The 19,072-nt window shown below is 66.3% G+C and carries 19 protein-coding genes and 1 tRNA gene; 13 read left to right on the top strand and 7 right to left on the bottom strand.

Annotation, left to right across the window (positions count from 1 at the left end; genetic code table 11):
• The first annotated feature begins 102 nt into the window (after positions 1-102).
• Complete coding sequence (locus KZ498_RS04260; protein WP_312617356.1) at positions 103-1,977, top strand: SLC13 family permease; 1,875 nt, start codon at positions 103-105, stop codon at positions 1,975-1,977.
• 55 nt (positions 1,978-2,032) lie between these two features.
• Positions 2,033-2,105, top strand: a tRNA-Pro gene (locus KZ498_RS04255).
• A gap of 248 nt (positions 2,106-2,353) precedes the next feature.
• Here KZ498_RS04255 and KZ498_RS04250 read toward each other — a convergent pair.
• Positions 2,354-2,740, bottom strand: a complete 387-nt coding sequence (locus KZ498_RS04250; RefSeq protein WP_312617068.1) for a hypothetical protein — start codon at positions 2,738-2,740, stop codon at positions 2,354-2,356.
• 198 nt (positions 2,741-2,938) lie between these two features.
• Between KZ498_RS04250 and KZ498_RS04245 the strand changes: the two genes are divergently transcribed.
• The 6 genes from KZ498_RS04245 (at position 2,939) to KZ498_RS04220 (ending at position 9,557) form a co-directional block, all read left to right on the top strand.
• On the top strand, positions 2,939-6,466 hold the full coding sequence (locus KZ498_RS04245) for an LAGLIDADG family homing endonuclease (protein WP_312617067.1): 3,528 nt from the start codon (positions 2,939-2,941) through the stop codon (positions 6,464-6,466).
• Position 6,467: 1 nt separating this feature from the next.
• The gene (locus tag KZ498_RS04240; protein WP_312617066.1) at positions 6,468-6,740 is read left to right on the top strand and encodes a hypothetical protein; all 273 of its coding nucleotides are present in this window, start codon (positions 6,468-6,470) and stop codon (positions 6,738-6,740) included.
• Between the two features lie 168 nt (positions 6,741-6,908).
• Positions 6,909-7,244: a hypothetical protein gene (locus KZ498_RS04235; protein WP_312617065.1), complete on the top strand. Its 336-nt coding sequence runs from the start codon at positions 6,909-6,911 to the stop codon at positions 7,242-7,244.
• The gene (locus tag KZ498_RS04230) at positions 7,241-8,050 is read left to right on the top strand and encodes a hypothetical protein (protein ID WP_312617064.1); all 810 of its coding nucleotides are present in this window, start codon (positions 7,241-7,243) and stop codon (positions 8,048-8,050) included. Before KZ498_RS04235 ends, KZ498_RS04230 begins: the two co-directional genes overlap by 4 nt.
• Positions 8,051-8,082: 32 nt before the next feature.
• Positions 8,083-8,850 carry a hypothetical protein gene (locus KZ498_RS04225; protein WP_312617063.1) on the top strand — a complete coding sequence of 256 codons (768 nt, stop codon included), beginning with the start codon at positions 8,083-8,085 and terminating at the stop codon, positions 8,848-8,850.
• Positions 8,847-9,557: a chromosome partitioning protein ParA gene (locus KZ498_RS04220; RefSeq protein ID WP_312617061.1), complete on the top strand. Its 711-nt coding sequence runs from the start codon at positions 8,847-8,849 to the stop codon at positions 9,555-9,557. Before KZ498_RS04225 ends, KZ498_RS04220 begins: the two co-directional genes overlap by 4 nt.
• Here KZ498_RS04220 and KZ498_RS04215 read toward each other — a convergent pair.
• A complete protein-coding gene (locus tag KZ498_RS04215) occupies positions 9,536-10,396 on the bottom strand; it encodes a transcription initiation factor IIB family protein (RefSeq protein ID WP_312617059.1) in 861 nt (286 codons plus the stop codon). The genes KZ498_RS04220 and KZ498_RS04215 overlap by 22 nt on opposite strands.
• A gap of 170 nt (positions 10,397-10,566) precedes the next feature.
• Between KZ498_RS04215 and KZ498_RS04210 the strand changes: the two genes are divergently transcribed.
• Together KZ498_RS04210 and KZ498_RS04205 are read left to right on the top strand one after the other, a co-directional pair.
• Positions 10,567-11,061 (top strand): hypothetical protein, encoded by a 495-nt coding sequence (locus KZ498_RS04210; RefSeq protein ID WP_312617057.1) that lies wholly within the window; start codon positions 10,567-10,569, stop codon positions 11,059-11,061.
• Positions 11,062-11,251: 190 nt separating this feature from the next.
• The gene (locus KZ498_RS04205) at positions 11,252-12,772 is read left to right on the top strand and encodes a hypothetical protein (protein WP_312617055.1); all 1,521 of its coding nucleotides are present in this window, start codon (positions 11,252-11,254) and stop codon (positions 12,770-12,772) included.
• A gap of 85 nt (positions 12,773-12,857) precedes the next feature.
• Here the strand turns inward: KZ498_RS04205 and KZ498_RS04200 are convergent, their stop codons facing one another.
• Positions 12,858-13,436, bottom strand: a complete 579-nt coding sequence (locus KZ498_RS04200; RefSeq protein ID WP_312617054.1) for an NAD(P)H-dependent oxidoreductase — start codon at positions 13,434-13,436, stop codon at positions 12,858-12,860.
• Positions 13,437-13,556: 120 nt separating this feature from the next.
• Between KZ498_RS04200 and KZ498_RS04195 the strand changes: the two genes are divergently transcribed.
• Both KZ498_RS04195 and KZ498_RS04190 read left to right on the top strand, forming a co-directional pair.
• The gene (locus KZ498_RS04195; RefSeq protein WP_312617052.1) at positions 13,557-14,474 is read left to right on the top strand and encodes a hypothetical protein; all 918 of its coding nucleotides are present in this window, start codon (positions 13,557-13,559) and stop codon (positions 14,472-14,474) included.
• Positions 14,475-14,529: 55 nt separating this feature from the next.
• Positions 14,530-15,486: a hypothetical protein gene (locus KZ498_RS04190; RefSeq protein ID WP_312617051.1), complete on the top strand. Its 957-nt coding sequence runs from the start codon at positions 14,530-14,532 to the stop codon at positions 15,484-15,486.
• Positions 15,487-15,489: 3 nt separating this feature from the next.
• Here KZ498_RS04190 and KZ498_RS04185 read toward each other — a convergent pair whose 3' ends face one another.
• Positions 15,490-15,717, bottom strand: a complete 228-nt coding sequence (locus tag KZ498_RS04185; protein ID WP_312617049.1) for a hypothetical protein — start codon at positions 15,715-15,717, stop codon at positions 15,490-15,492.
• Positions 15,718-15,814: 97 nt separating this feature from the next.
• On the opposite strand from KZ498_RS04185, the gene KZ498_RS04180 reads away from it, so the two are divergent.
• Positions 15,815-16,372: a Rieske 2Fe-2S domain-containing protein gene (locus KZ498_RS04180; RefSeq protein ID WP_312617047.1), complete on the top strand. Its 558-nt coding sequence runs from the start codon at positions 15,815-15,817 to the stop codon at positions 16,370-16,372.
• Positions 16,373-16,421: 49 nt separating this feature from the next.
• On the opposite strand, the gene KZ498_RS04175 is transcribed toward KZ498_RS04180, so the two are convergent.
• From KZ498_RS04175 to lrp, 3 genes are all read right to left on the bottom strand, one after another.
• Positions 16,422-17,909 (bottom strand): MATE family efflux transporter, encoded by a 1,488-nt coding sequence (locus tag KZ498_RS04175; RefSeq protein ID WP_312617045.1) that lies wholly within the window; start codon positions 17,907-17,909, stop codon positions 16,422-16,424.
• Positions 17,906-18,502: a TetR/AcrR family transcriptional regulator gene (locus KZ498_RS04170; protein ID WP_312617043.1), complete on the bottom strand. Its 597-nt coding sequence runs from the start codon at positions 18,500-18,502 to the stop codon at positions 17,906-17,908. Before KZ498_RS04170 ends, KZ498_RS04175 begins: the two co-directional genes overlap by 4 nt.
• A gap of 110 nt (positions 18,503-18,612) precedes the next feature.
• Positions 18,613-19,071: an HTH-type transcriptional regulator Lrp gene (gene lrp, locus KZ498_RS04165; protein WP_312617041.1), complete on the bottom strand. Its 459-nt coding sequence runs from the start codon at positions 19,069-19,071 to the stop codon at positions 18,613-18,615.
• Position 19,072: the final 1 nt, after the last annotated feature.

The following is a 19,072-nucleotide window of genomic DNA, read 5'->3' as shown; positions in this document are numbered from 1 at the left end:
GCCGGTTCGGGTTGTGAGAGGACCACCGCCGGTAAACGATACATCCTTTTGTCACTGGCGGCGCAGGGGCCAGACGTGTCGCTGCCACCTGTCACGCCGGGGATGTTGTTCGTGTTCGCGGTCATCGTCGCCGCGCTGGTGCTGTTTGCGACGGAGGCGCTTCCGGTCGACGTGACCGCAATCGGCGTCATGGTCGCGCTGATGCTGGCCGAGCCGGTGACGATGCTCGCGGCCGATATGGGTCTGCTCGCCGGCCCGGTGTACGTGTTACACCAGCCCGGCGACGGGGTCTCGCCGCTGGACCGCGGGCTCTCGGGCTTTGCCTCGACGGCGACGATAACGGTGCTGGCGATGTTCATTCTCTCCGACGGCGTCCAGCGAACCGGCATCGTCCAGATTCTCGGCGCGAAGATCGCCTCGCTCACCGGGGACAGCGAGACGAGACAGCTCGGTGCGACCGTCGGGCTGGTCGCGCCGATATCTGGGTTCATCAACAACACCGCGGCCGTCGCCATCCTTCTGCCGATGGTGACCGACATCGCACACACGGGAAAGCTTTCGCCGTCGAAACTGCTCTTGCCACTGTCCTACGCCTCGATGTTCGGCGGCATGCTGACACTCATCGGCACCTCGACGAACATCCTCGCCTCCCAGCTCTCGGGCGAACTGATCGGCCGTCCGTTCAGCATGTTCGAGTTCACCCAGCTCGGCATCATCGTGACCATCGTCGGCACGGTCTATCTCCTCACCGTCGGGCGCTATCTGGTCCCGTCGCGCATCCCGGCCGATGAGGACCTCACCGAGGAGTTCGAGATGGGAGAGTACCTCACCGAGGTCGTCGTCCGCGAGGACTCGCCGCTCGTTGGTCGGACCGTCGAGGAGGCACTCAGGGTCTCGGAGTTCGACGTGGACATCGTCCAGCTGGTCCGCGAGAACCGCACGTTCCTGGAACCGTTCGGCCAGAAAGCGATTCGGGCCGGCGACGTCTTCGCCGTCCGGACGGACCGCGACACGCTCGTGGAACTCCTGGACGCCGAGGGGCTCGACCTGCTCCCCGACGTGGAGGTCGACGACGCCGAACTCGAGTCCGCGAGCGAGCGCCAGAACCTCGTCGAGGTCGTCATCGCACCTGGGTCCTCGCTCATCGGCGAGACGCTCGCCTCCTCGAGCTTCCGCCAGCGCTACGACGCGACGGTCCTCGCGCTGCGTCACGGCCAGGAGCTGTACCGCCGGCGCATGGACCGTGTCGGCCTCCGCATCGGCGATACGCTGCTCGTCCAGGCGACGGCCGACAGCATCGACCGCCTCAACCGCAACAACGACTTCATCGTCGCCCAGGAGGTACAGCGGCCGGACTTCCGTCGGTCGAAGATTCCAGTCGCGGTCGGCATCGTCGCCGCCGTCGTCGGCGTCGCGGCGCTGACGCCGATTCACATCGTCATCTCGGCGCTCGGCGGCGCGCTCGCGATGGTCCTCACCGGCTGTCTCCGCCCGTCTGAGCTGTACGACGCCGTGCAGTGGGACGTCGTCTTCCTGCTCGCCGGCGTCATCCCGCTGGGCATCGCCTTACAGGAGACCGGTGGCGCTGACCTGCTCGCCGAGCTGTTCGTCGTGGGTGCCGGCAGCGTCCTCACCGCGGGCGGCGGTCTCGCCGTCGTCCTCGGGCTGATGTATCTCGTCACGGCGCTGCTGACGAACATCATCTCGAACAACGCCTCTGTCGTCCTGATGATCCCCGTCGCCATCGAGACCGCCCGGCAACTGAACGCCAACGCCTTCGCCTTCGTCCTCGCCGTCACCTTCGCCGCCTCGACGGCGTTCATGACGCCGGTCGGCTACCAGACGAACCTGCTCGTCTACGGCCCCGGCGGGTACCGCTTCACCGACTATCTGCGGGTCGGCGCGCCGCTCCAGGCCGTGTTCGCCGTCGTGACGACGCTCGGAATCGCGTACTTCTGGGGCCTCGCCCCCGCGTGACACGGCCGGTCCGCAACGAAACGCTTTACTCGCTGTCGGGTCGAGTCGTTGGTACGGGATCGTGGGGTAGCTTGGTAACCTTCGGGCCTTGGGTGCCCGTCCCCTCGGTTCAAATCCGAGCGATCCCATATTGCTGTCGCGAACAACACCGTGAGCGACAGTCATCGGTGCGGTCGGACTCGAAGTAGACCAGACGTGCGCAGCCATAGCGAGCACGTCGGGGCGTAGTTCAACTCCGAGCGATCCCATACCTACGATAAAGAAAGTGGCAGTTTTCGGCGCTTCTGCAGCCGTTTTATAACTGATGGTCTGTGTGGACTGACGCGGTCCGGCCACCCGGGACAGGGTTCAGAAAGCGGCTCGCAATCGGTGCTTCTCAGGCCCGCATATCCTGCGAGAGGTCGAACAGCAGGTCGATGACGGCAAGCCACAGCGCCACCTCGCGAGCCGGAGCACCCAGGACGGTGCCAGTGGGGTCGACGAACCCTGTCAGGAGAAAGCCGATGAGGACTGCGTTCGACGGGGCGTGTTCGATACCGGCGTAGGCGAGTGGCCGGCTCCCCCGTCTGAGGCGAATCTCGTCGTACACGTCCTTGAGCAGTGACCCGGCCAGCACGCCGAACAGCAGCCACTGCGGGAACCGCCCGAGCGATATTCGGATTCCACCGTACAGCAGGAGGAAGAAGACGCTGTACCCGAGGTAGTGCCAGCCCCGTGCGACAAGTCGCTGGCGCGGTGACAGGTTTTGCGTTCCGTGTGGCATCGGTTCAGCAGACACGAGGCGTCACGGAAAATGTTGTCCCGTCATCGTACCGGCTCGGCTGGGTTTGGTCACTTGGCATCGGGACGGAGGTGTGCCGGAGGAGACACCAGCGAGGGCAGATTGCAGAGACCATCGTTTCAGTTCCACCCCGGTTTGCGAACCTTCTTAGGCCAGTGGGCACAACCACTGTCCACTCAGATGGCGACCGCCGAGAACACCGAACTCATCGACCGCTTCGAGGAGTTCTACCGCAACTACTACCGCAACGAGATCGGTGAGCTCGCCCAGAAATACCCGAACGACCAGAAGTCGCTGTACATCGACTGGGACGATCTCTATCGCTTCGATCCGGACCTGGCCGACGACTACCGCACGAAGCCCGAGCAGATTCAGGAGTACGCCGAGGAGGCCCTTCGGCTGTATGACCTCCCGGTCGACGTCTCGCTCGGACAGGCCCACGTCCGCGTCCGGAACCTCCCCGAGTCGGAGGACATCCGCGACCTGCGCCACGAACACCACGGCAACCTCGTCGCTGTGCAGGGCATCATCCGGAAGGCCACCGACGTTCGCCCGAAGGTCATCGAGGCGGCCTTCGAGTGCCAGCGGTGTGGCACGCTCACGCGCATCCCCCAGACCGCCGGCGACTTCCAGGAACCTCACGACTGTCAGGGCTGTGAACGACAGGGCCCGTTCCGGCTCAACACCGACCAGTCCCAGTTCATCGACGCCCAGAAGCTCCGCGTACAGGAGTCCCCCGAGGGGCTGCGCGGCGGGGAGACGCCCCAGTCCATCGACGTCAACATCGAGGACGACATCACGGGCCACGTCACTGCCGGCGACCACGTCCGCGTGACCGGGATTCTCAAGCTCGACCAGCGAGGCAACGACAACGAGAAGTCCCCGATGTTCGACATCTACATGGAGGGCGTCAGCGTCGAGATCGAGGACGAGCAGTTCGAGGACATGGAGATCACCGACGCCGACAAGAAGGAGATCGTCGAGCTCTCCAACGAGCCCGACATCTACGACAAGATGGTCGGCGCTATCGCCCCCTCCATCTACGGCTACGAGAAGGAGAAGCTCGCGATGATGCTCCAGCTCTTCTCGGGCGTGACCAAGGAGCTTCCCGACGGTTCGCGTATACGTGGAGACCTCCATATGTTGCTGATAGGAGACCCGGGTACGGGGAAGTGCGTTCACGGTGATACCAGGGTGACACTCGCAGACGGTCACGAACGCCCGATACGGGAGATCGTCGAATCGAACTTGGATGACCCCAAGCCGGTCGACGACGGTGTGTGGGACACCGTTGATTTCGCCGTCCCGTCACTCCAGTCCGATGGACGGATAGCCGCCCAACGAGCGACAAAGGTCTGGAAACGCGAAGCACCGGACACTCTGTATCGGATACGGACCGCGACCGGGCACGAACTCGACGTAACTCCGTCCCATCCACTGTTTGTCCAATCCGCCGGTCGGTTCCAGGCCAGAAAAGCCGAGGAACTGGAGACCGGGACCCACATCGCAGTCCCTCGGAACCTATCTACAGCCGCCTGCGACGAGCTGGACGTCACGTTCCGAAAATCACAGGCGAACAACAGGGTCGACCTCGACCTTCCGGCGAAGTGGACGCCCGAACTGGCCCGGCTCATCGGATACATCGTCGCCGAAGGGTACGTCGAACAGCGTCCGAACAACACCGGCTTCGTTTCGATAACGAACAACGATTCCGAAGTGCTCGGTGACGCGAAATCCGTTCTAGAGACACTCAATCTCAACGTCACGGAACGCGACTCCCACGACGGGAAGACTGCCCGCGAACTGCTGTGTTCGGCCGGTGAGTTCGTGAGCTTCCTCGCATCTCTGGACGAGACGTTGCTCGCGTCGTCGGCAGACAGACGCGTTCCACGGGATATTATGCGTGCGAGCGACGACGTCGTCTCCGGATTCGTTCGGGGATATATCGAAGGAGAGGGACACGTCTCGAGGTCACAACGGGAGATTACCGTTGCTTCGATGAGTAAACCGCTGCTGGAAGACGTCCGGACACTCCTCGTGACACAGGGAATCACGGCACAACTCCAACCCCGAAACAACGGCAGTTACCGGCTCCGAATCTCCGGACGTTCCGTCCACGAGTACGTGGAAAACATCGGATTCGTTACGGAGCGAAAGACCGAGGCCTGCCAGCAATTCGAGGGCACCCGTGGAAATACGAACCTGGATACCGTCCCTGCTCTGGGTCCGGAACTCCGTCGCATCCGGGAGACGCTTGGACTGACGCAATCCGAATGTGGCCTTCCACGGTCGACGTATCAACACTACGAACGGGGGCGCAGGAACCCGAGCCGCGACAGTCTCGAATCGGTTCTCGATACGTTCGAGACGCGATTAGCTGAGATGAGGCACGGTTCTCCTCCCGGTGACACTGCGGCCAGCGACGGAGGCGGAGCCGGTTCACTCCGTCAAGACCTGGATGCACTCACTGCACTCGCCGAAGGGGACATCGCGTGGGACCGAATCGAATCGATAGAACCCATCGAACACGACGAAAAGTGGGTATACGACCTCGAAATCGAGGGTACGCACAATTACCTCACTAACGGGGTTGTCTCGCACAACTCCCAGATGCTATCATATATCGAGAATATAGCGCCCCGCTCTGTCTACACCTCCGGGAAGGGGTCTTCGAGTGCGGGGCTCACCGCCGCGGCCGTTCGAGACGACTTCGGCGACGGCCAGCAGTGGACGCTCGAAGCCGGCGCGCTCGTGCTCGCAGATCAGGGTATCGCCGCCATCGACGAGCTCGATAAGATGACTCCGGAAGACCGGTCGGCAATGCACGAGGCGCTGGAACAGCAGCGTATCAGCGTCTCCAAGGCCGGAATAAACGCAACACTCAAATCGCGTTGCTCGCTGCTGGGTGCGGCGAACCCGAAGTACGGCCGTTTCGACCAGTACGAGCCAATCGGCGAGCAGATCGACCTCGAACCGGCGCTCATCTCCCGGTTCGACCTCATCTTCACTGTCACCGACAAGCCCGACGAGGAAGCCGACCGGAACCTCGCCGAGCACATCATCCAGACCAATTACGCCGGCGAACTCAACACACACCGGACGCAGAACCCGACCTCGAACTTCAGCGAGGAGGAGGTCGACACGGTCACCGAGGAGGTCGCGCCGACGATCGAACCGGACCTCCTCCGGAAGTACGTCGCCTACGCCAAGCGCAACTGCTTCCCGACGATGACCGAGGAGGCGAAATCGCGCATCGAGGACTTCTACGTCGACCTGCGGCTCAAGGGCCAGGACGAGGACGCGCCGGTGCCGGTCACCGCCCGGAAACTGGAGGCGCTGGTCCGGCTTGCCGAGGCGTCCGCTCGGATCCGGCTATCGGACAGCGTCGACGAGGCCGACGCAGACCGGGCGGTCGACATCGCCCACTACTGTCTGAAGGAGATCGGCGTCGACCCCGAGACCGGCGAGTTCGACGCCGACGTGGTCGAGACCGGCCAGTCGAAGACCCAGCGCGACCGCATCCAGAACATCAAGGGCATCATCTCGGACATCGAGAACGAGTACGACGAGGGCGCACCCGCCGACGTGGTCATCGAGCGCGCCGAGGAGGTCGGTATCGACGAGTCGAAGGCCGAACACGAGATCGACAAGCTGAAACAGAAAGGCGAGGTGTACGAGCCCCGGACGGACCACCTCCGGACGACCTGACATGGACCGGATCTCCGCGCTCCGCAACATCGAGGAGGCACTGGCCGAGTTCGAGGCCGGGTCCCGGTCGCTCAGTGACCTCGAACGGGACGTCCGCGGGACACTCCGGACCTACGCGACTGAGTTCGAGGGCGACCTGCAGGCCTATCGGGCACACGGCGGGGCCGCCGTTGACGGACTCGTGGTCCTCGCGCCGTCCGAGACCGCGGCCCGCGAACGGGTCCTGGACCTCGTTTCGGACGCCGGCGAATTCACGGTCACGGCCGTCGAGTAGGGCGTTTCGGCGCCCTGACTGCTGTTGATACATCCCGGAGACGACCCCGTAGTGCTACCGTCAGGGTCCGACTGGCAGTTCTATTTTCCGACTGTTTTGCTCATATATTCTGGTAATATCGAGTTCAATTCAGCAAAATTTTATAGTAATAATAGCAACGTCCATCCAGTGCTACTCGTCGTCACCTACTCCCGGGCGGCGCGCAGGGACCTGCGGAACGCCTGTCGTGCCCACGAAGGCTGTGTCGTTCGGCAGTTCGGGAGAGCGGCGCTGTTCTCCGGAACCGAGTTCGGGGCCTTCCAGGCGCTCCGGCTCCACGAGAAACACGGGCTCGACGTCCAGATAGAGCACGTCGAGCCGTTCGAGCCGGCGGACGTCCCCGAACACGTCCGCGAGGCCGCCAAACGCTACGAGGCGCGGACGGAACCGGCGACGCCCTACGAGCGGTTCGCGTCGAGCCGTGACCTCCCCGGCCCGGAGCAACTCCGGGGCGTCGACCTGTGAAGCTCCGAGTCGCCGGGACCACGTACACGGGCGGCGTCGTCGACCTCAGAACACGACCGATCGACGGGACGGCGCTCGCCGCGAGCATCCGCGGGCAGCGGTGTCTCCCGGCCGTTGCCTGTCCGGAGCCATCGTCCGTGTACGCCTATGCCGGACACGTCCGTCCGTCGATGGGGCTGCGGACGCGGACTGCGCTCGCGGCCGCTGCCCGGTCACAGGGTCACGGGACGCCGCAGGACGAGGCCATCGCCGAGTGCCGCGCCAAGTTGACCGAGCTCGAATGCTCGCCGCCAGACCTCCCGGACCCCGTCGACCCGGTCCCGGAAGCGACCGTCGACGACCTGCAGGAAACGGTCGCCGCCCATCGCGGCCGGCTCACCGCCCGCAGGGAAGTCGGGGCAGAGGAGGAGGCGGTCAGGGCTGCGCTCCGGGACGCGGCGATGGAACTGAGCGAACGGGAGACGCGCCAGGCCGCCGCCAGAGAGACCCGCGAACTCCGCCGGGAGCGGGCACGCGCCTACCGGGACACGCTGGAGGAACGACGGCGACTGTCCGACGAACTGGCCAACCTCCGGCGGCGCGCTCGGGCGACGCTCGTCGACCGGTGTGCCGATGCGTTCGCTCGGGCCGTCGAAACCGTTCCGGGGGCCGTTCCCGACGACCCGTTCGACGCCGACCCCGTGACGGCCGCCCTGGCCGTGCTCCGGGTCGCCCGGACGCCCGCACCGGTCGTCCTCGAAACAGGTCGGTTCGGGACTCCAGCGGCCGCGTCGGACTGTCTCGACGCGCCCGTCGTCCGCTGCTGAGTTTTAAATCGGAGGGCCGGACTACCGTCCCTATGGTTACCTTCGACTGTCGCGCCGACCGAACGGACGGCGTGACGCTCGTCACGGCGACCGTCGGCGACATCGCCGAACCGACCCGGATAACCGTCCGGAACCGTCTCGACGGCCCCCTCTGGCCGCCGAGACGACAGGGCGTTCCCGAGGCCGGCTGGACAGCGGACGGCTTCGAGGGGGTCGTCGGTCCGGGAACGCACGCCGTCGGCTACGCGACCCCGGCCCCGCCGTCTGACCAGCCGGCGGAACTGGTCGGAGCCGAGCCCGCGCCTGCCGATGCGCTGGCGGACGAGCGTCTCGACTCCGCCGATGCCGTCCTCCGAGAGCTCGGTGATCCGTCGCCGCCTGCTGACGCTGTGCCGACGAGCGAACCGGCAGGGGCGGCCGACGCCGGGGGCCAGCGACCGGCCAGTCCCGCACTCGGACAGGGAACGGAACCGCAGCGGGCGACGGTCCAGCCGCCAGCCGAACCGAGGACTGCACGGGGCCAGCAGACGGACCGGCAACCCCCCGACGCTGTTTCGCAGTGGCTCGGAACCGTTGCTCGGCGCGTCGACCGTGCCGAGCGGCTGGCCGAGGTGGACTCGCTGGCGGCGGCGACTGAGGCGGTCCGGGAGGCGGACGGCCTGTCCGGGGTCCGGACGGTCGCCGCACGCGGCGATGCGGACGAGCGGCTGCTCCGGGCCCTGGCCGAACGGGCCGAACGGCTCGCCGACCGGCGAGCGGCCGCCACGGTGCCGACCGAGACGCTGTCTCGCCTCGCATGATTCTGGCGGTCACCGGCGGCAAGGGCGGCGTCGGCAAGTCGACGATCGCGTACAACCTCGCGGCAGAACTCGACGCGCTCGAACAGCCCGATAACGGGGCCCCGCTCTCGAACCCGGGGAGCGTCGTCGTCGACGGGGACCTCGGGATGGCAGACCTCCCGTCCAGCCACGGTCCCGACCTGCACGACGTTCTCGCCGACCGTGCCGACCCGTACGAGGCCGTCCGCGAGGACGGCCCCGTGGCCCTCGTTCCGTGCGGACGGACGCTGGCCGGCGCTCGAAGCGCCGACTTGCGGGGCATCGCAGACGTCCTCGCCGCGCTGGAGCGGACCTACCGCTGGGTCATCGTCGACTCGCCGGCCGGCCTGCAGGCCGACGTGGGGCTGCCCCTCGCAGCCGCCGACGCCGCGGTACTCGTCACGGCACCGGAGGGCGCGGCCCTCGCCGACGCGCTCCGTGTTCGGGCGCTGGCCCGCGAGCTCGACGCCGGCCTCTGCCGGATTGTCCTCAACCGTGCCGGTCCGGACCCCGCGACCGGGGCGGTCGCGGACCGGTTCGGTGCGCCAGCCGTCGCTGTCCCGGAGAGCGAGCCCCTGGCGACGGCACAGGCGCACGGACAGCCGCTTCGAGAAACAGCGCCGGACACCCCGGCGCGGCACGCGCTCGAAGCGCTCGCCGACGGCGTCTACTCCTGTAGTTCGGTGTAGGTCCCCCGCAGCGTGACCGGTGTCACGTCCGCCGTCTCCGCCGCCTCGGCCTGCGTGAGCGCCACGTCCCGCTCCTGGGCCGCGGTGTAGAGACACGCCGCCGCGACGCCGGCCGGGTTTCGGCCGCTGACCAGCCCCCGGTCCTGTGCCTCGTCGACGAGTCCCTCCGCGCGCTGGCGGACCGCCGTCGGCAGGTCCAGCGTCGTCGCGAACCGTGGTACGTACTCGCGCGGATCGATCGGCCCAGTCGGCAGCCCGAGTTCCCTGTTCAAAGCGTCGTAGGCCGCGCGAAGCTCTGCCTGGGTCGCTTTGGCGACGGTGCAGAGTTCCTCGACGGTTCGGGCGACACCTTCGGTCCGACAGGTGGCGTAGACGGCTGCGGCCGCGAACCCCTCCAGCGTTCGCCCCTGGAGTAGCTCCTCGTTCTGTGCAGATTCGAACAGCACGCAGGCCCGGTCCCGGATGGCATCCGAGAGCGCCATCGAACTGATAAGACGCCGGATCTCGGTGAAGGCGTACACCTTGTTTCGCTCGCGTTTCGAGCTGATCTGGGCGCGGTTGTGCTCGCGCCGGAGGCGGGCGAACTGACGGCGCTTGCGCCCCTTCAGCCGCGTCGACCGGCCGATCTTCGTCGAGAGGCCGCGGTCGTGACGCGACCGGGTCAGCGGCGCGCCCGTGCGTGCCCGGTCAGTGTCGTCATCGTCGAACGACCGCCACTCGGGGCCGGGGTCGATAGCGTCCTCGCTGACGACCAGCCCGCAGTGGCTACACACTGACTCGACGCCCTGCTGTTTGACCGACCCGTTACACTCCGGACACTGTGTCACCGTCGTGCTCATGTTTCCGCCTACGGCTGGACGGAGGGTTAAAAAACCGATGCAGAGGCGGGTTTCCGGCCCGTTTTGGAAGAAATTACCTACCGGTTACCGGTAGGTAGCCACGCGGATTGACACCGGCGCCTATCGGGATACCGACAGTATTAAATTCCAACCCGAAATAGAGGATTTTAATGACGCTGTCGGACATCGCGGCCGGTGTCGAGGTCACCACCCATCAGCGTGACCGCGGTGTCGCCGCTGTCGACGAGACGGACGCCCCTCTCCCGGAGCGACTGGCCCCGGTCGCCGATGACCTCCCGTGTTCGGCGGCGATAGCAGCGACACTCGTCGAGGCCTACGCAGCCGGCAAGAGCGTCGGCGACGCGGGCCGCGCCGCCGGCGTTGCACCCGTGACCGCCGCCAAGACGCTCCATCTGCTCGGCGAGCAGGTGTCGCCGGTCGGTCCGACGGGCCGCGAACTGGTCGCCGACTGGCTCGCCGGGGAGCTCTCCCGCAGCGACGCTATCGCACTCGCCGGCGTCACCGAGCAGGAGTTCGCCCTGGCCGTGTACGTCGAGACGCACGAGCCGCTGCCCGCCGCCCGCGATGCGGTGGAGGGGGCGCTCACAACTGAGGAACGGGACCCGTTAGGGGAGACGATGAGCGACATTGGCGAGCTGCTGTGAGGGTGTGTGAACTGCTTTCTCGGTAAGGTCGGGAGTGAGCGACGTCGGCGAGCTGCTGTGAGGGTGTGTGAACCGCTCTCTCGGCGGGGTCGGGAGTGAGCGACGTCGGCGAGTTGCTGTGAGTGTCCTGAACCCGCGCTCCCGTACTGTCTGGGGCATGCTTAACACCCATGGCTGCAAACCCGGAGACATGTCGGCTTCGGAACTGGCAGACCGGGTGGCCGAGGCGCTTGCGACGGACAGCGAGGCGTTCAACGAACGGGCTCGCGAGGAAGCACAGGCGCTCAAATCCGCGATTCGGAGCGGGACCTTCGACAACACGGAGGCGATTGTCGGGATGGAACTGGAGCTGTATGCCGTCGACGACCAGACCGACGCACTCCAGCGGGTCCCCCGCCAGTTGCTCGAACTCATCGGATTCGAGAAGGAACTGGGGTTGCACAACGCGGAGATGCAGACGAGCCCGCAGCCGCTGAACACCCACGGGCTGGCGGCCCAGCGCAACGAACTGAAGGCGTCGCTGCGGCCGGCCCAGCAGCGGGTGCGCAACGAGGGCATCCGCCTCGTCTCCGACGGGATGTGGACTGTCCCACCTGCGGGCGAGACGGCGAGAGAGTACCTCTGTGACTGCGTCGAGCACAGCGGCGTCCGCATCGGGACGAACATGTCGGACTCCGTCCGCTATCACACGATGGCAAACACCGACTACCCCTCGGCGTTCGAAATCGACGCGCCACACGCCTCGCTGCAGGCCGAGACGGTGATGCCGGAGTCGCTCATCACCTCGATTCAGCCCCACTACCAGATTCCCCACGCCCCGGACCTGCCGGAGTATTTCACCTACGCGCTCCGCATCGCCGCGCCGCTGCTGGCGCTTGGCGTCAACTCGCCGTTTTTCCCGCCGGACCTGTACGACGACGCGCCCGACCCGGAGATCGTCGCCGGAGCGAACATGGAGAACCGCATCGGCGTCTTCGAGTCGGTGCTCAACCCGCCCGACGGCGACCCGACGCCACCGAAGGTCTGCTTCCCGCCCGATTTTGACTCCGTCGAAGCGGCCATCGACGACATCGTCGAGGACAACACTATCGTCCCGGTCGAGCTGCAGTCGGGGACCCGTTTCGACGACGACTTCGTCCACTTCCGGCACAAGCACGGCTCGTACTGGCGGTGGGTCAGGCCGGTGTTCGAGGGGGCGACGCGGTCGGCGGCCAACGCCCGCATCGAGTTCCGCCCGCTGGCCGCACAGCCGACCGTCGACGACGCCATCGGGTTTGCGGCCGTCTTCGCCGGCCTGATGGAGAGCCTGCCGCGACTCGAACACCCCATCCGCTCACTGGACTGGGAGACGGCGAAGCGGAACTTCTACACCGCCGCCCGGAACGGGCTCCGGGCGAGAATCGAGTGGATTACCGCCGACGGGGCGACGACGACCAGTACCCAGGAGATATACGGCGAACTGTTCGAACACGCACGCGAGGGCCTCGAACAGCGCGGCCTCTCGGCGGAGGAGGCCCACAGCTACATCCGGCCGCTCCGCGAGCGCGTCGACCGCCGCCTCACGCCTGCCCGCTGGAAACACGACTACGTCCGCCGCCGCGTCGAGGAGAACGTCCCGCTTGCCGAAGCCATCTGGGGGATGCAGGCAACCTACATCCGCCACCAGGAGGAGACGCTGCTGGACGGCAGTTTCGTCGACTGGTTCGAGTGAGGTCACACGGACTGTTGTAGACCAGTTCCGGACAGTGCCGACATCGGGGCCGGCACGTACCGGTAAACCGCTACTACAATCCGTATCAGTCGCCGGTCATCAGTTCCGACTGTTCCGTGTCGTTGGGCCGAGCCGCCACGCCTGCGTACGCGACGACATCTACACCCAGTTTCTCGACGCGCTCGGCGATGTCCTCGTCGGCGATGCTGCCGTCCTCGAAGGCGGCCCACGAGTCGGGGATGGCAACCTCTCGCGGGAGCGGCCAGCCTTTCAGTTCCAGGACAGACGCCCGGAGATGTTCAAGCGCCGGTGTCGGGAACCCGCCGCCGGCCACCGCGAGGACGCCGACGGTGGTGCCCTCGACGTCGTCAATACTGCAGTAGTCGAGCGCGGTCTTCAGCGGCGAGGCGATGGTGCCGTGGTACATGGGCGTCCCGAGGACGATGGCGTCGGCCTCGCGGACCCGGGCGGCGAGTTCGGGGCCGTCCCCCGCGTCGATGGCGTCGGGGTCAAACAGCGGGAGGTCCCAGGCCCGCAGGTCGATGTGTTCCGTGGTCGCGCCCGCATCCGCCCCCGCATCGAGGGCGCGCTGGACGGCGATTCTGGTTCCGCTGTCGTCGCGGAGACTTCCGCTGATACCGATGACGTGTGGCGTGTCGTGCATCGTGTACCTGTTCGTAGCCGCCGTTGATTTGTAAGTACTCTGAGAAATTGGTTTCAGTACGGATTCTGATAGGTTCTCGCGTGGCCAGACGTTTTGTAGCGACCTGCCGAAACAGTTGCTATGGCCGGCGATACCGACGACGACACGGATACGGAGCGGACGCCCGCCGAAGCGTTCGCGCTGTTCAGCCACGACCTCCGCGTGGCGATTCTGGACGCCCTCTGGGCCGCAGATCGGCACGCACTCCCGTACGCGGAGCTCAAGCGGCGGGTCGGCGAGCGCGACAGCGGGAAGTTCAACTACCACCTCTCGCAGCTGGTCGGCCAGTTCGTCGGGAAGGACGGCGACGCGTACGAGCTGCTGTATCCGGGCCATCGCGTGCTCGACGCCATCCACAGCGGCGTGCTCCACCAGTCCGGCGGCGTGGCCCCGGTCTCACTCGACGCCGACTGTCGCCACTGCGGGACCGGGCTGACGTTCACGCTGGACGGGTACATCGGCCACGTCGGCTGTCTGGCCTGTGACGACACCGTCATGGCGTTCCCGTTCGACCCGGGCGGCGTCAGCGGTCGCACCGACGAAGCGGTCGCCGTGGCCTTCGACCGTCGGACGCGGCTGTTCTGGCGGTTCGCCGTCGCCGGCGTCTGTCCGGTCTGTGCGGGCGTCATCAGCGCGGGGCTGACAGCGGAGACCGGGCCGGAACTGGACTCCCATTACGCGACCGACCACCCGGTGATGCTCGACATCGACTGCCAGCAGTGTAGCTTCTACAACTACCCGCCCGCCGCGGTCGTTGCGCTCTACCATCCCGCGGTAGCCGGTTGGCTGTACGACCGGGGCATCGACCTGCGAGCGACCCGTGCCTGGGAGCTCGATTGTGTCGTCGACCCGACGCGGACGACGGTGCGAAGCCGGGACCCGTGGGAGATTGCAGTGACGGTGACGACATCGTCCGAGCGGCTCCGAGCAACCGTCGACGGAACCCTGTCGGTCACGGCGCTGGAGCGACTGCCGGCCGAGCCCGACGGGCACCTGTGATTGTGCAATCGATTTCACCACAGGACTTTCCTCGGGCGGTCTGTACGGCTCACGTATGGTCCCTGCCAGTACCCGCCGTCGCCTCCTCCGGACTGTCGGGTCGATAGCACTCGGTGGCCTCGCAGGCTGTACCGCGCCGGACGTGTTCGGCTCGGACGGCCCGGAACGCGAGTACACGCTCACTGTCGATACAGTCGAGGCATCGCCCGTCGAGCACGCACTGTACGAACCCAGTGACGACCCGCTTTTCGGTGCCCCCGCCCGCGAGACCCTGGCGAACGTCCTCCCCGACGGCCGCCACACGACGTATGGCTACAAGCCGGTCTCCGGAGACGAGTACGTCGACCACGACGGCCGATACTTCCAGACAGCAGTCGTCGTCACTGGCAGCGAGGACGTCGAGCGGACGCTCGTCCGCGCGGAGCCACTGGCCGACGACGCGAGCGCTCCCGACGACGCCGTTCCCGTCGACTCGCTGGACCGGCCGAGCGCGCGCGTGGCGAAAATCCTCCACAGCCACGCCCAGACCGGCGGTGAAGGCGGGGGTGCCGACCTCCTCCGGAACGACGCGTACGTCCTTCGGCGACCGGCCGAGCGCGAGAGCGCCCTCGCGGCCGGAACTCTCGACGGTCGGGTCGTCACGATGAAACCCGGCGGCCCGTGGAACTACCGAATCGAGACGGAGACGCGACGGGTTTCCGAGACGGCGTACACCACGCTGGCGCTCGAAGTCGCGTCTTCGCGCGAGCAGTTCCGCGAAGTGGTGTTTGGCACCCGAATCGACGCCGACCTCACGGGTGAGAGCCTCCCGTCCGGCGTGCAATCGACGCTCGACCGCGCCCGCGGGCTCGGCCGCTACGCCGAAACGACACCGCTCTCGGCGTCCTTCGAGACGCTGCTTGACCGTCTCGGCCTCGCTGACACCGAGAGCGCGGTTACCGGACAGCTCCTGTGGTACGACGCCTCGTTGTACCGCTACGGGCTGTACGTCGATGGGTCGGTCGGAGAATAGCGGTTACGCCTCGTCGTCGGCCTCGTGTTCGGCTTCGTCGTCGGCCTCGTGTTCGGTTTCCTCGTCGGCCTCGTGCTCGGCGAACTCGACTTCGGCTTCCAGTTCGATTTCGATGCCGTTGCCTTCCAGTTCCGCTTCGAACTCCGCCACGTCCTCGACTTCGGCTTCCAGTTCCGCTGTGTCTACTTCGACCTCGACCTCCACGTCGACGGAGACGTCGTCTCGGTCCATACCGACGTTCCGCAGGGCTGACATAACTCCGTTTTGCAACCGGCATGTCGCGGCCGACTTCGACATCGCTATGTGTGTCAACCGACGACAGGTTGCTATGAGCGACCCCGTGGACGTGACCGTCGACACCGACGACGAGTCGGAATCGGTCCGCATCCACGACGACGACGGCGAAGTCGAAGCCGGCGGCACGACCGTCCGGTTCAGTTTTTCCGGCACTGGCGACGATGACAGGGGTGCTGACGACGGCGACGATGGACCGTCACCTGACAGCAAAGAGCCGACCGACGGCGGCGACGACCCGCGCCGTATCGCCGACCTCGACTCGGTCCCGACCGACAGCACGCTCGTGTTCGAGGCGCGCGACGGCCGACGGGGCGTCAACTGCATCCTCCACCGCTCGGGCGACGCCGTCGCTGCCTGGCGCAACTCCTGTCCCCACCAGCCCGAGGTCCCGCTCGACCCGGGCCGGGGCGCGATTGTTCGAGGCGACCGGCTGGTGTGTCACAAACACGGCGCGCAGTTCGACCGCGAGGGCGGCGTCTGCACGCACGGCCCCTGCGCCGGCGACGCCCTCGACAGTATCGCGGTCTCGGTTCGGGACGGCGACGTGTACCTCACCGACGAGCGCTTCGAACGGGCCGAACGGCGCTGACACTCGCGTTCGGGCGTTTTCTGCGGTTGTCTCCCAGCAGCCAGCGCCGTCAGTCGTCGGCGACGGCCGGTTCGTTACTGCTCCGTGGGTCGGCCTCGCGCCACGTTCCCCGGAGGAACCAGGCCGCTGCGAGTCCGGCCGCGAGGACGTTCGAGACGCCGAAGGCCAGCCAGATGCCCTGCTCGGCCAGCGAGTACGCGAAAAGGTCGACAACCTGCGGGCCGAGCCACGCCGGGACCGCGACCGGGCGAGAGGCAACCCAGGCGACCGGCAGGCGGATGACGCCCAGCATGGTGACCGCCAGCGCCGCCGACGTGAGCGTCTTGCCGGCCCCACGGAACCCGCCGGAGTAGGCCCGGACGATGCCGATGAAGCCGAAGGTCGGCGCGACCCACTGGAGGAACTCGGCCCCGATGCGGACGACCTCGGGGTCGTCGCTGAACACGCTGACGACGGTCGGCGCGGCGAAGATAGTGACCGCGCCCAGCACGGTGAGGATGGCGAACGATACCTTCGCGGCGAAGTGGTTGGCCGTCGCCGCGCGGTCCGGCCGCTCGGCCCCGAGGTTCTGGCCGGTCATCGTCTCGACGCCGCGGTCCATCGCGATGGCCGGCATGAACACCAGCGAGAACACGCGGATGCCGACGCCGAAGGCCGCCACGACGGTCACCGAGAACGTCCCGACGATGAACAGCATGGCGTTGACCGACAGCGCCCGTCCGGTCCCCTCGACGGAGGCCGGGACGCCCAGCCGGAGCAGTTTCCGGAGGTACTCCACGTCGGGAGCCATGTCGCCGAGGTGGATCCGAACGCCGCGTCTGCCCGACAGCAGGATTCCGATGCCGACGACCAGCGCCAGGCCGCGGGAGAAGATGGTCGCGACGGCCGCGCCGACGACGCCCATCTCCGGGAACACCCACCAGCCGAAGATGAGGAACGGGTCGATGACGATGTTCAACACGACGGTCCCGAACATCACCAGCATCGGCGTGATGGTGTCGCCGGCCCCGCGCATCAGCGAGATGAACACGAAGAACCCGAACATCGCCGTCAGCCCGAGCGAGACGACCTGCAGGTACCCCGTCGCGCCCGGAAGTACCTCGCTGGACGCCCCCAGAAGCGACAAGAAGTCCTCGACGAAGAAGTAGCCGGCCGTGCCGAGTAGCACGGAGGCCAGCAGCGCGAACGTCACCGTCTGTGAGGCGGCGTACTCGGCCTCGCGATGCTCCTCGGCCCCGGTGTGCTGGGCGACCAGCACGCTCCCGGCCACTGACAGGCCCATCCCGAGCGAGATGAGCAGGAAGATCATCGGGAAGGCAAACGAGATGGCCGCCAGTGCCGTCGTGGAGTACTGGCCCAGCCAGAACGTATCGGCCAGGTTGTACGCCACCTGCAACAGGTTCGTGATGACAATGGGAAAGGAGAGAAAGAGAAGCGGCTTGCCGATGTCGCCGCTTGTCAGTTCCAGTTCCTCCTGGCCTTTGAACAGACCGCCGAGGCGGGCACCCAGACGGCCCAGTTGCTTCCGGACGCTCACGCTGAGGCCTCCTGCTGTCTATGAAGGAGATGCGTCTCGACGTACTCGGTGAGCATCCGCCGGGTACACTCCACCGGACGGCCAGTCGTGACGCGCTCGGTCGCGGCCCCGGTCAGCACGGTAACGATGAACTGGGCGGTCTCCTCGGCGCCGAGGTCGGATTTGAACGTCCCGTCAGCGATACCGTCTTCCAGAATCGCTTCGAGTTCGTCGACGAGGTAGTCGTCGAACTCCGTGAGTCGCTCGCGAAAGCCCGGCTCGTAGGGCGCGTGGGCGCGGATTTCGAGAATCGCCGTCCCGAACTCCTCGCTCCCGTCGTCCGGTTTGTCAAGCACCGAGTCGACGAGCGCCAGCAGTCGCTCGTGTGGGGTCTCGCCGTCGGGGTCTTCGGTCCGGTCGACGAACCCGTCATAGAGGTATTCGAGGAACGCACAGAGGAGGTCGTGCTTGCTGTCGTAGTGGTAGTGGAGGGCGGCCTTGCTCTTGTCCGACTCGTCGGCGATGTCCTGCATCGTCAGATCCGCGTAGCCGTGCGTACACAGCGCACGGTAGGTCGCATCCATGATGTCGTCAGCCGTGTCGCCGTCGTTCATTACGCGTAACTAACTGACTGGTCAGTCAAGTAGTCGTCGGTACCGCCGGAAGTGGGGTCCCCGGACCTGTCGCTGTGGGCGTGTCTCGAACGACTGCAGAAGGGCGGTCGCTACTCCCGCAGGTCGAGGTCGAACTGCTCGTGTTCGCTTGCGGCGTTGAGCACGACAGAGGTGTTCGACTCCTTGATGTCGGGGTCGGTGAGTAGCTCTTTGATCTGGGCGTTCATGCCGTCAGTGTCGGTGAACTTCCCGACTGCGATGATGTCGTAGTCGCCGGTGACTTCGTACACCGAGATCATCTGCTTGTGCTCTTTGAGGTCGTCCGTGACCTCCGGGAGCGACGACCCCTCTACCTTGAGCTGGATGATGGCCGTCACGTCGTAGCCGAGCTTGTCGTAGTCGACTTTGGGCGTGTACCCGTTGATGATTCCCTCGTCCTCGAGGTCGGAGAGGTGGTTCGATACGGTCGTTACCGACACGTCGAGGTCTTCGCCGAGGCTTCGGAGGCTGGCACGGCCATCCCCCAGAAGGGCATTCACTAGCTCACGGTCGAGATTTTCGTACGTCATT

The sequence above is a fragment of the Haloarcula sp. 1CSR25-25 genome, from assembly GCF_032027985.1.
In the GTDB taxonomy this organism is placed as follows: Archaea; Halobacteriota; Halobacteria; order Halobacteriales; family Haloarculaceae; genus Haloarcula.
Note: the sequence above shows the minus strand (reverse complement) of the source record. Positions and strands in the feature narration are given on the sequence as shown.

Coding starts and splice junctions, on each gene's coding strand:
- KZ498_RS04185 (WP_312617049.1), bottom strand. CDS start 15,717: ATGGACCGAGACGACGTCTCCGTCGACGTGGAGGTCGAGGTCGAAGTA.
- KZ498_RS04190 (WP_312617051.1), top strand. CDS start 14,530: ATGGTCCCTGCCAGTACCCGCCGTCGCCTCCTCCGGACTGTCGGGTCG.
- KZ498_RS04250 (WP_312617068.1), bottom strand. CDS start 2,740: ATGCCACACGGAACGCAAAACCTGTCACCGCGCCAGCGACTTGTCGCA.
- KZ498_RS04205 (WP_312617055.1), top strand. CDS start 11,252: ATGTCGGCTTCGGAACTGGCAGACCGGGTGGCCGAGGCGCTTGCGACG.
- KZ498_RS04260 (WP_312617356.1), top strand. CDS start 103: ATGTTGTTCGTGTTCGCGGTCATCGTCGCCGCGCTGGTGCTGTTTGCG.
- KZ498_RS04210 (WP_312617057.1), top strand. CDS start 10,567: ATGACGCTGTCGGACATCGCGGCCGGTGTCGAGGTCACCACCCATCAG.
- KZ498_RS04180 (WP_312617047.1), top strand. CDS start 15,815: ATGAGCGACCCCGTGGACGTGACCGTCGACACCGACGACGAGTCGGAA.
- KZ498_RS04170 (WP_312617043.1), bottom strand. CDS start 18,502: ATGAACGACGGCGACACGGCTGACGACATCATGGATGCGACCTACCGT.
- KZ498_RS04195 (WP_312617052.1), top strand. CDS start 13,557: ATGGCCGGCGATACCGACGACGACACGGATACGGAGCGGACGCCCGCC.
- KZ498_RS04220 (WP_312617061.1), top strand. CDS start 8,847: ATGATTCTGGCGGTCACCGGCGGCAAGGGCGGCGTCGGCAAGTCGACG.
- KZ498_RS04245 (WP_312617067.1), top strand. CDS start 2,939: ATGGCGACCGCCGAGAACACCGAACTCATCGACCGCTTCGAGGAGTTC.
- KZ498_RS04200 (WP_312617054.1), bottom strand. CDS start 13,436: ATGCACGACACGCCACACGTCATCGGTATCAGCGGAAGTCTCCGCGAC.
- KZ498_RS04225 (WP_312617063.1), top strand. CDS start 8,083: ATGGTTACCTTCGACTGTCGCGCCGACCGAACGGACGGCGTGACGCTC.
- lrp (WP_312617041.1), bottom strand. CDS start 19,071: ATGACGTACGAAAATCTCGACCGTGAGCTAGTGAATGCCCTTCTGGGG.
- KZ498_RS04240 (WP_312617066.1), top strand. CDS start 6,468: ATGGACCGGATCTCCGCGCTCCGCAACATCGAGGAGGCACTGGCCGAG.
- KZ498_RS04215 (WP_312617059.1), bottom strand. CDS start 10,396: ATGAGCACGACGGTGACACAGTGTCCGGAGTGTAACGGGTCGGTCAAA.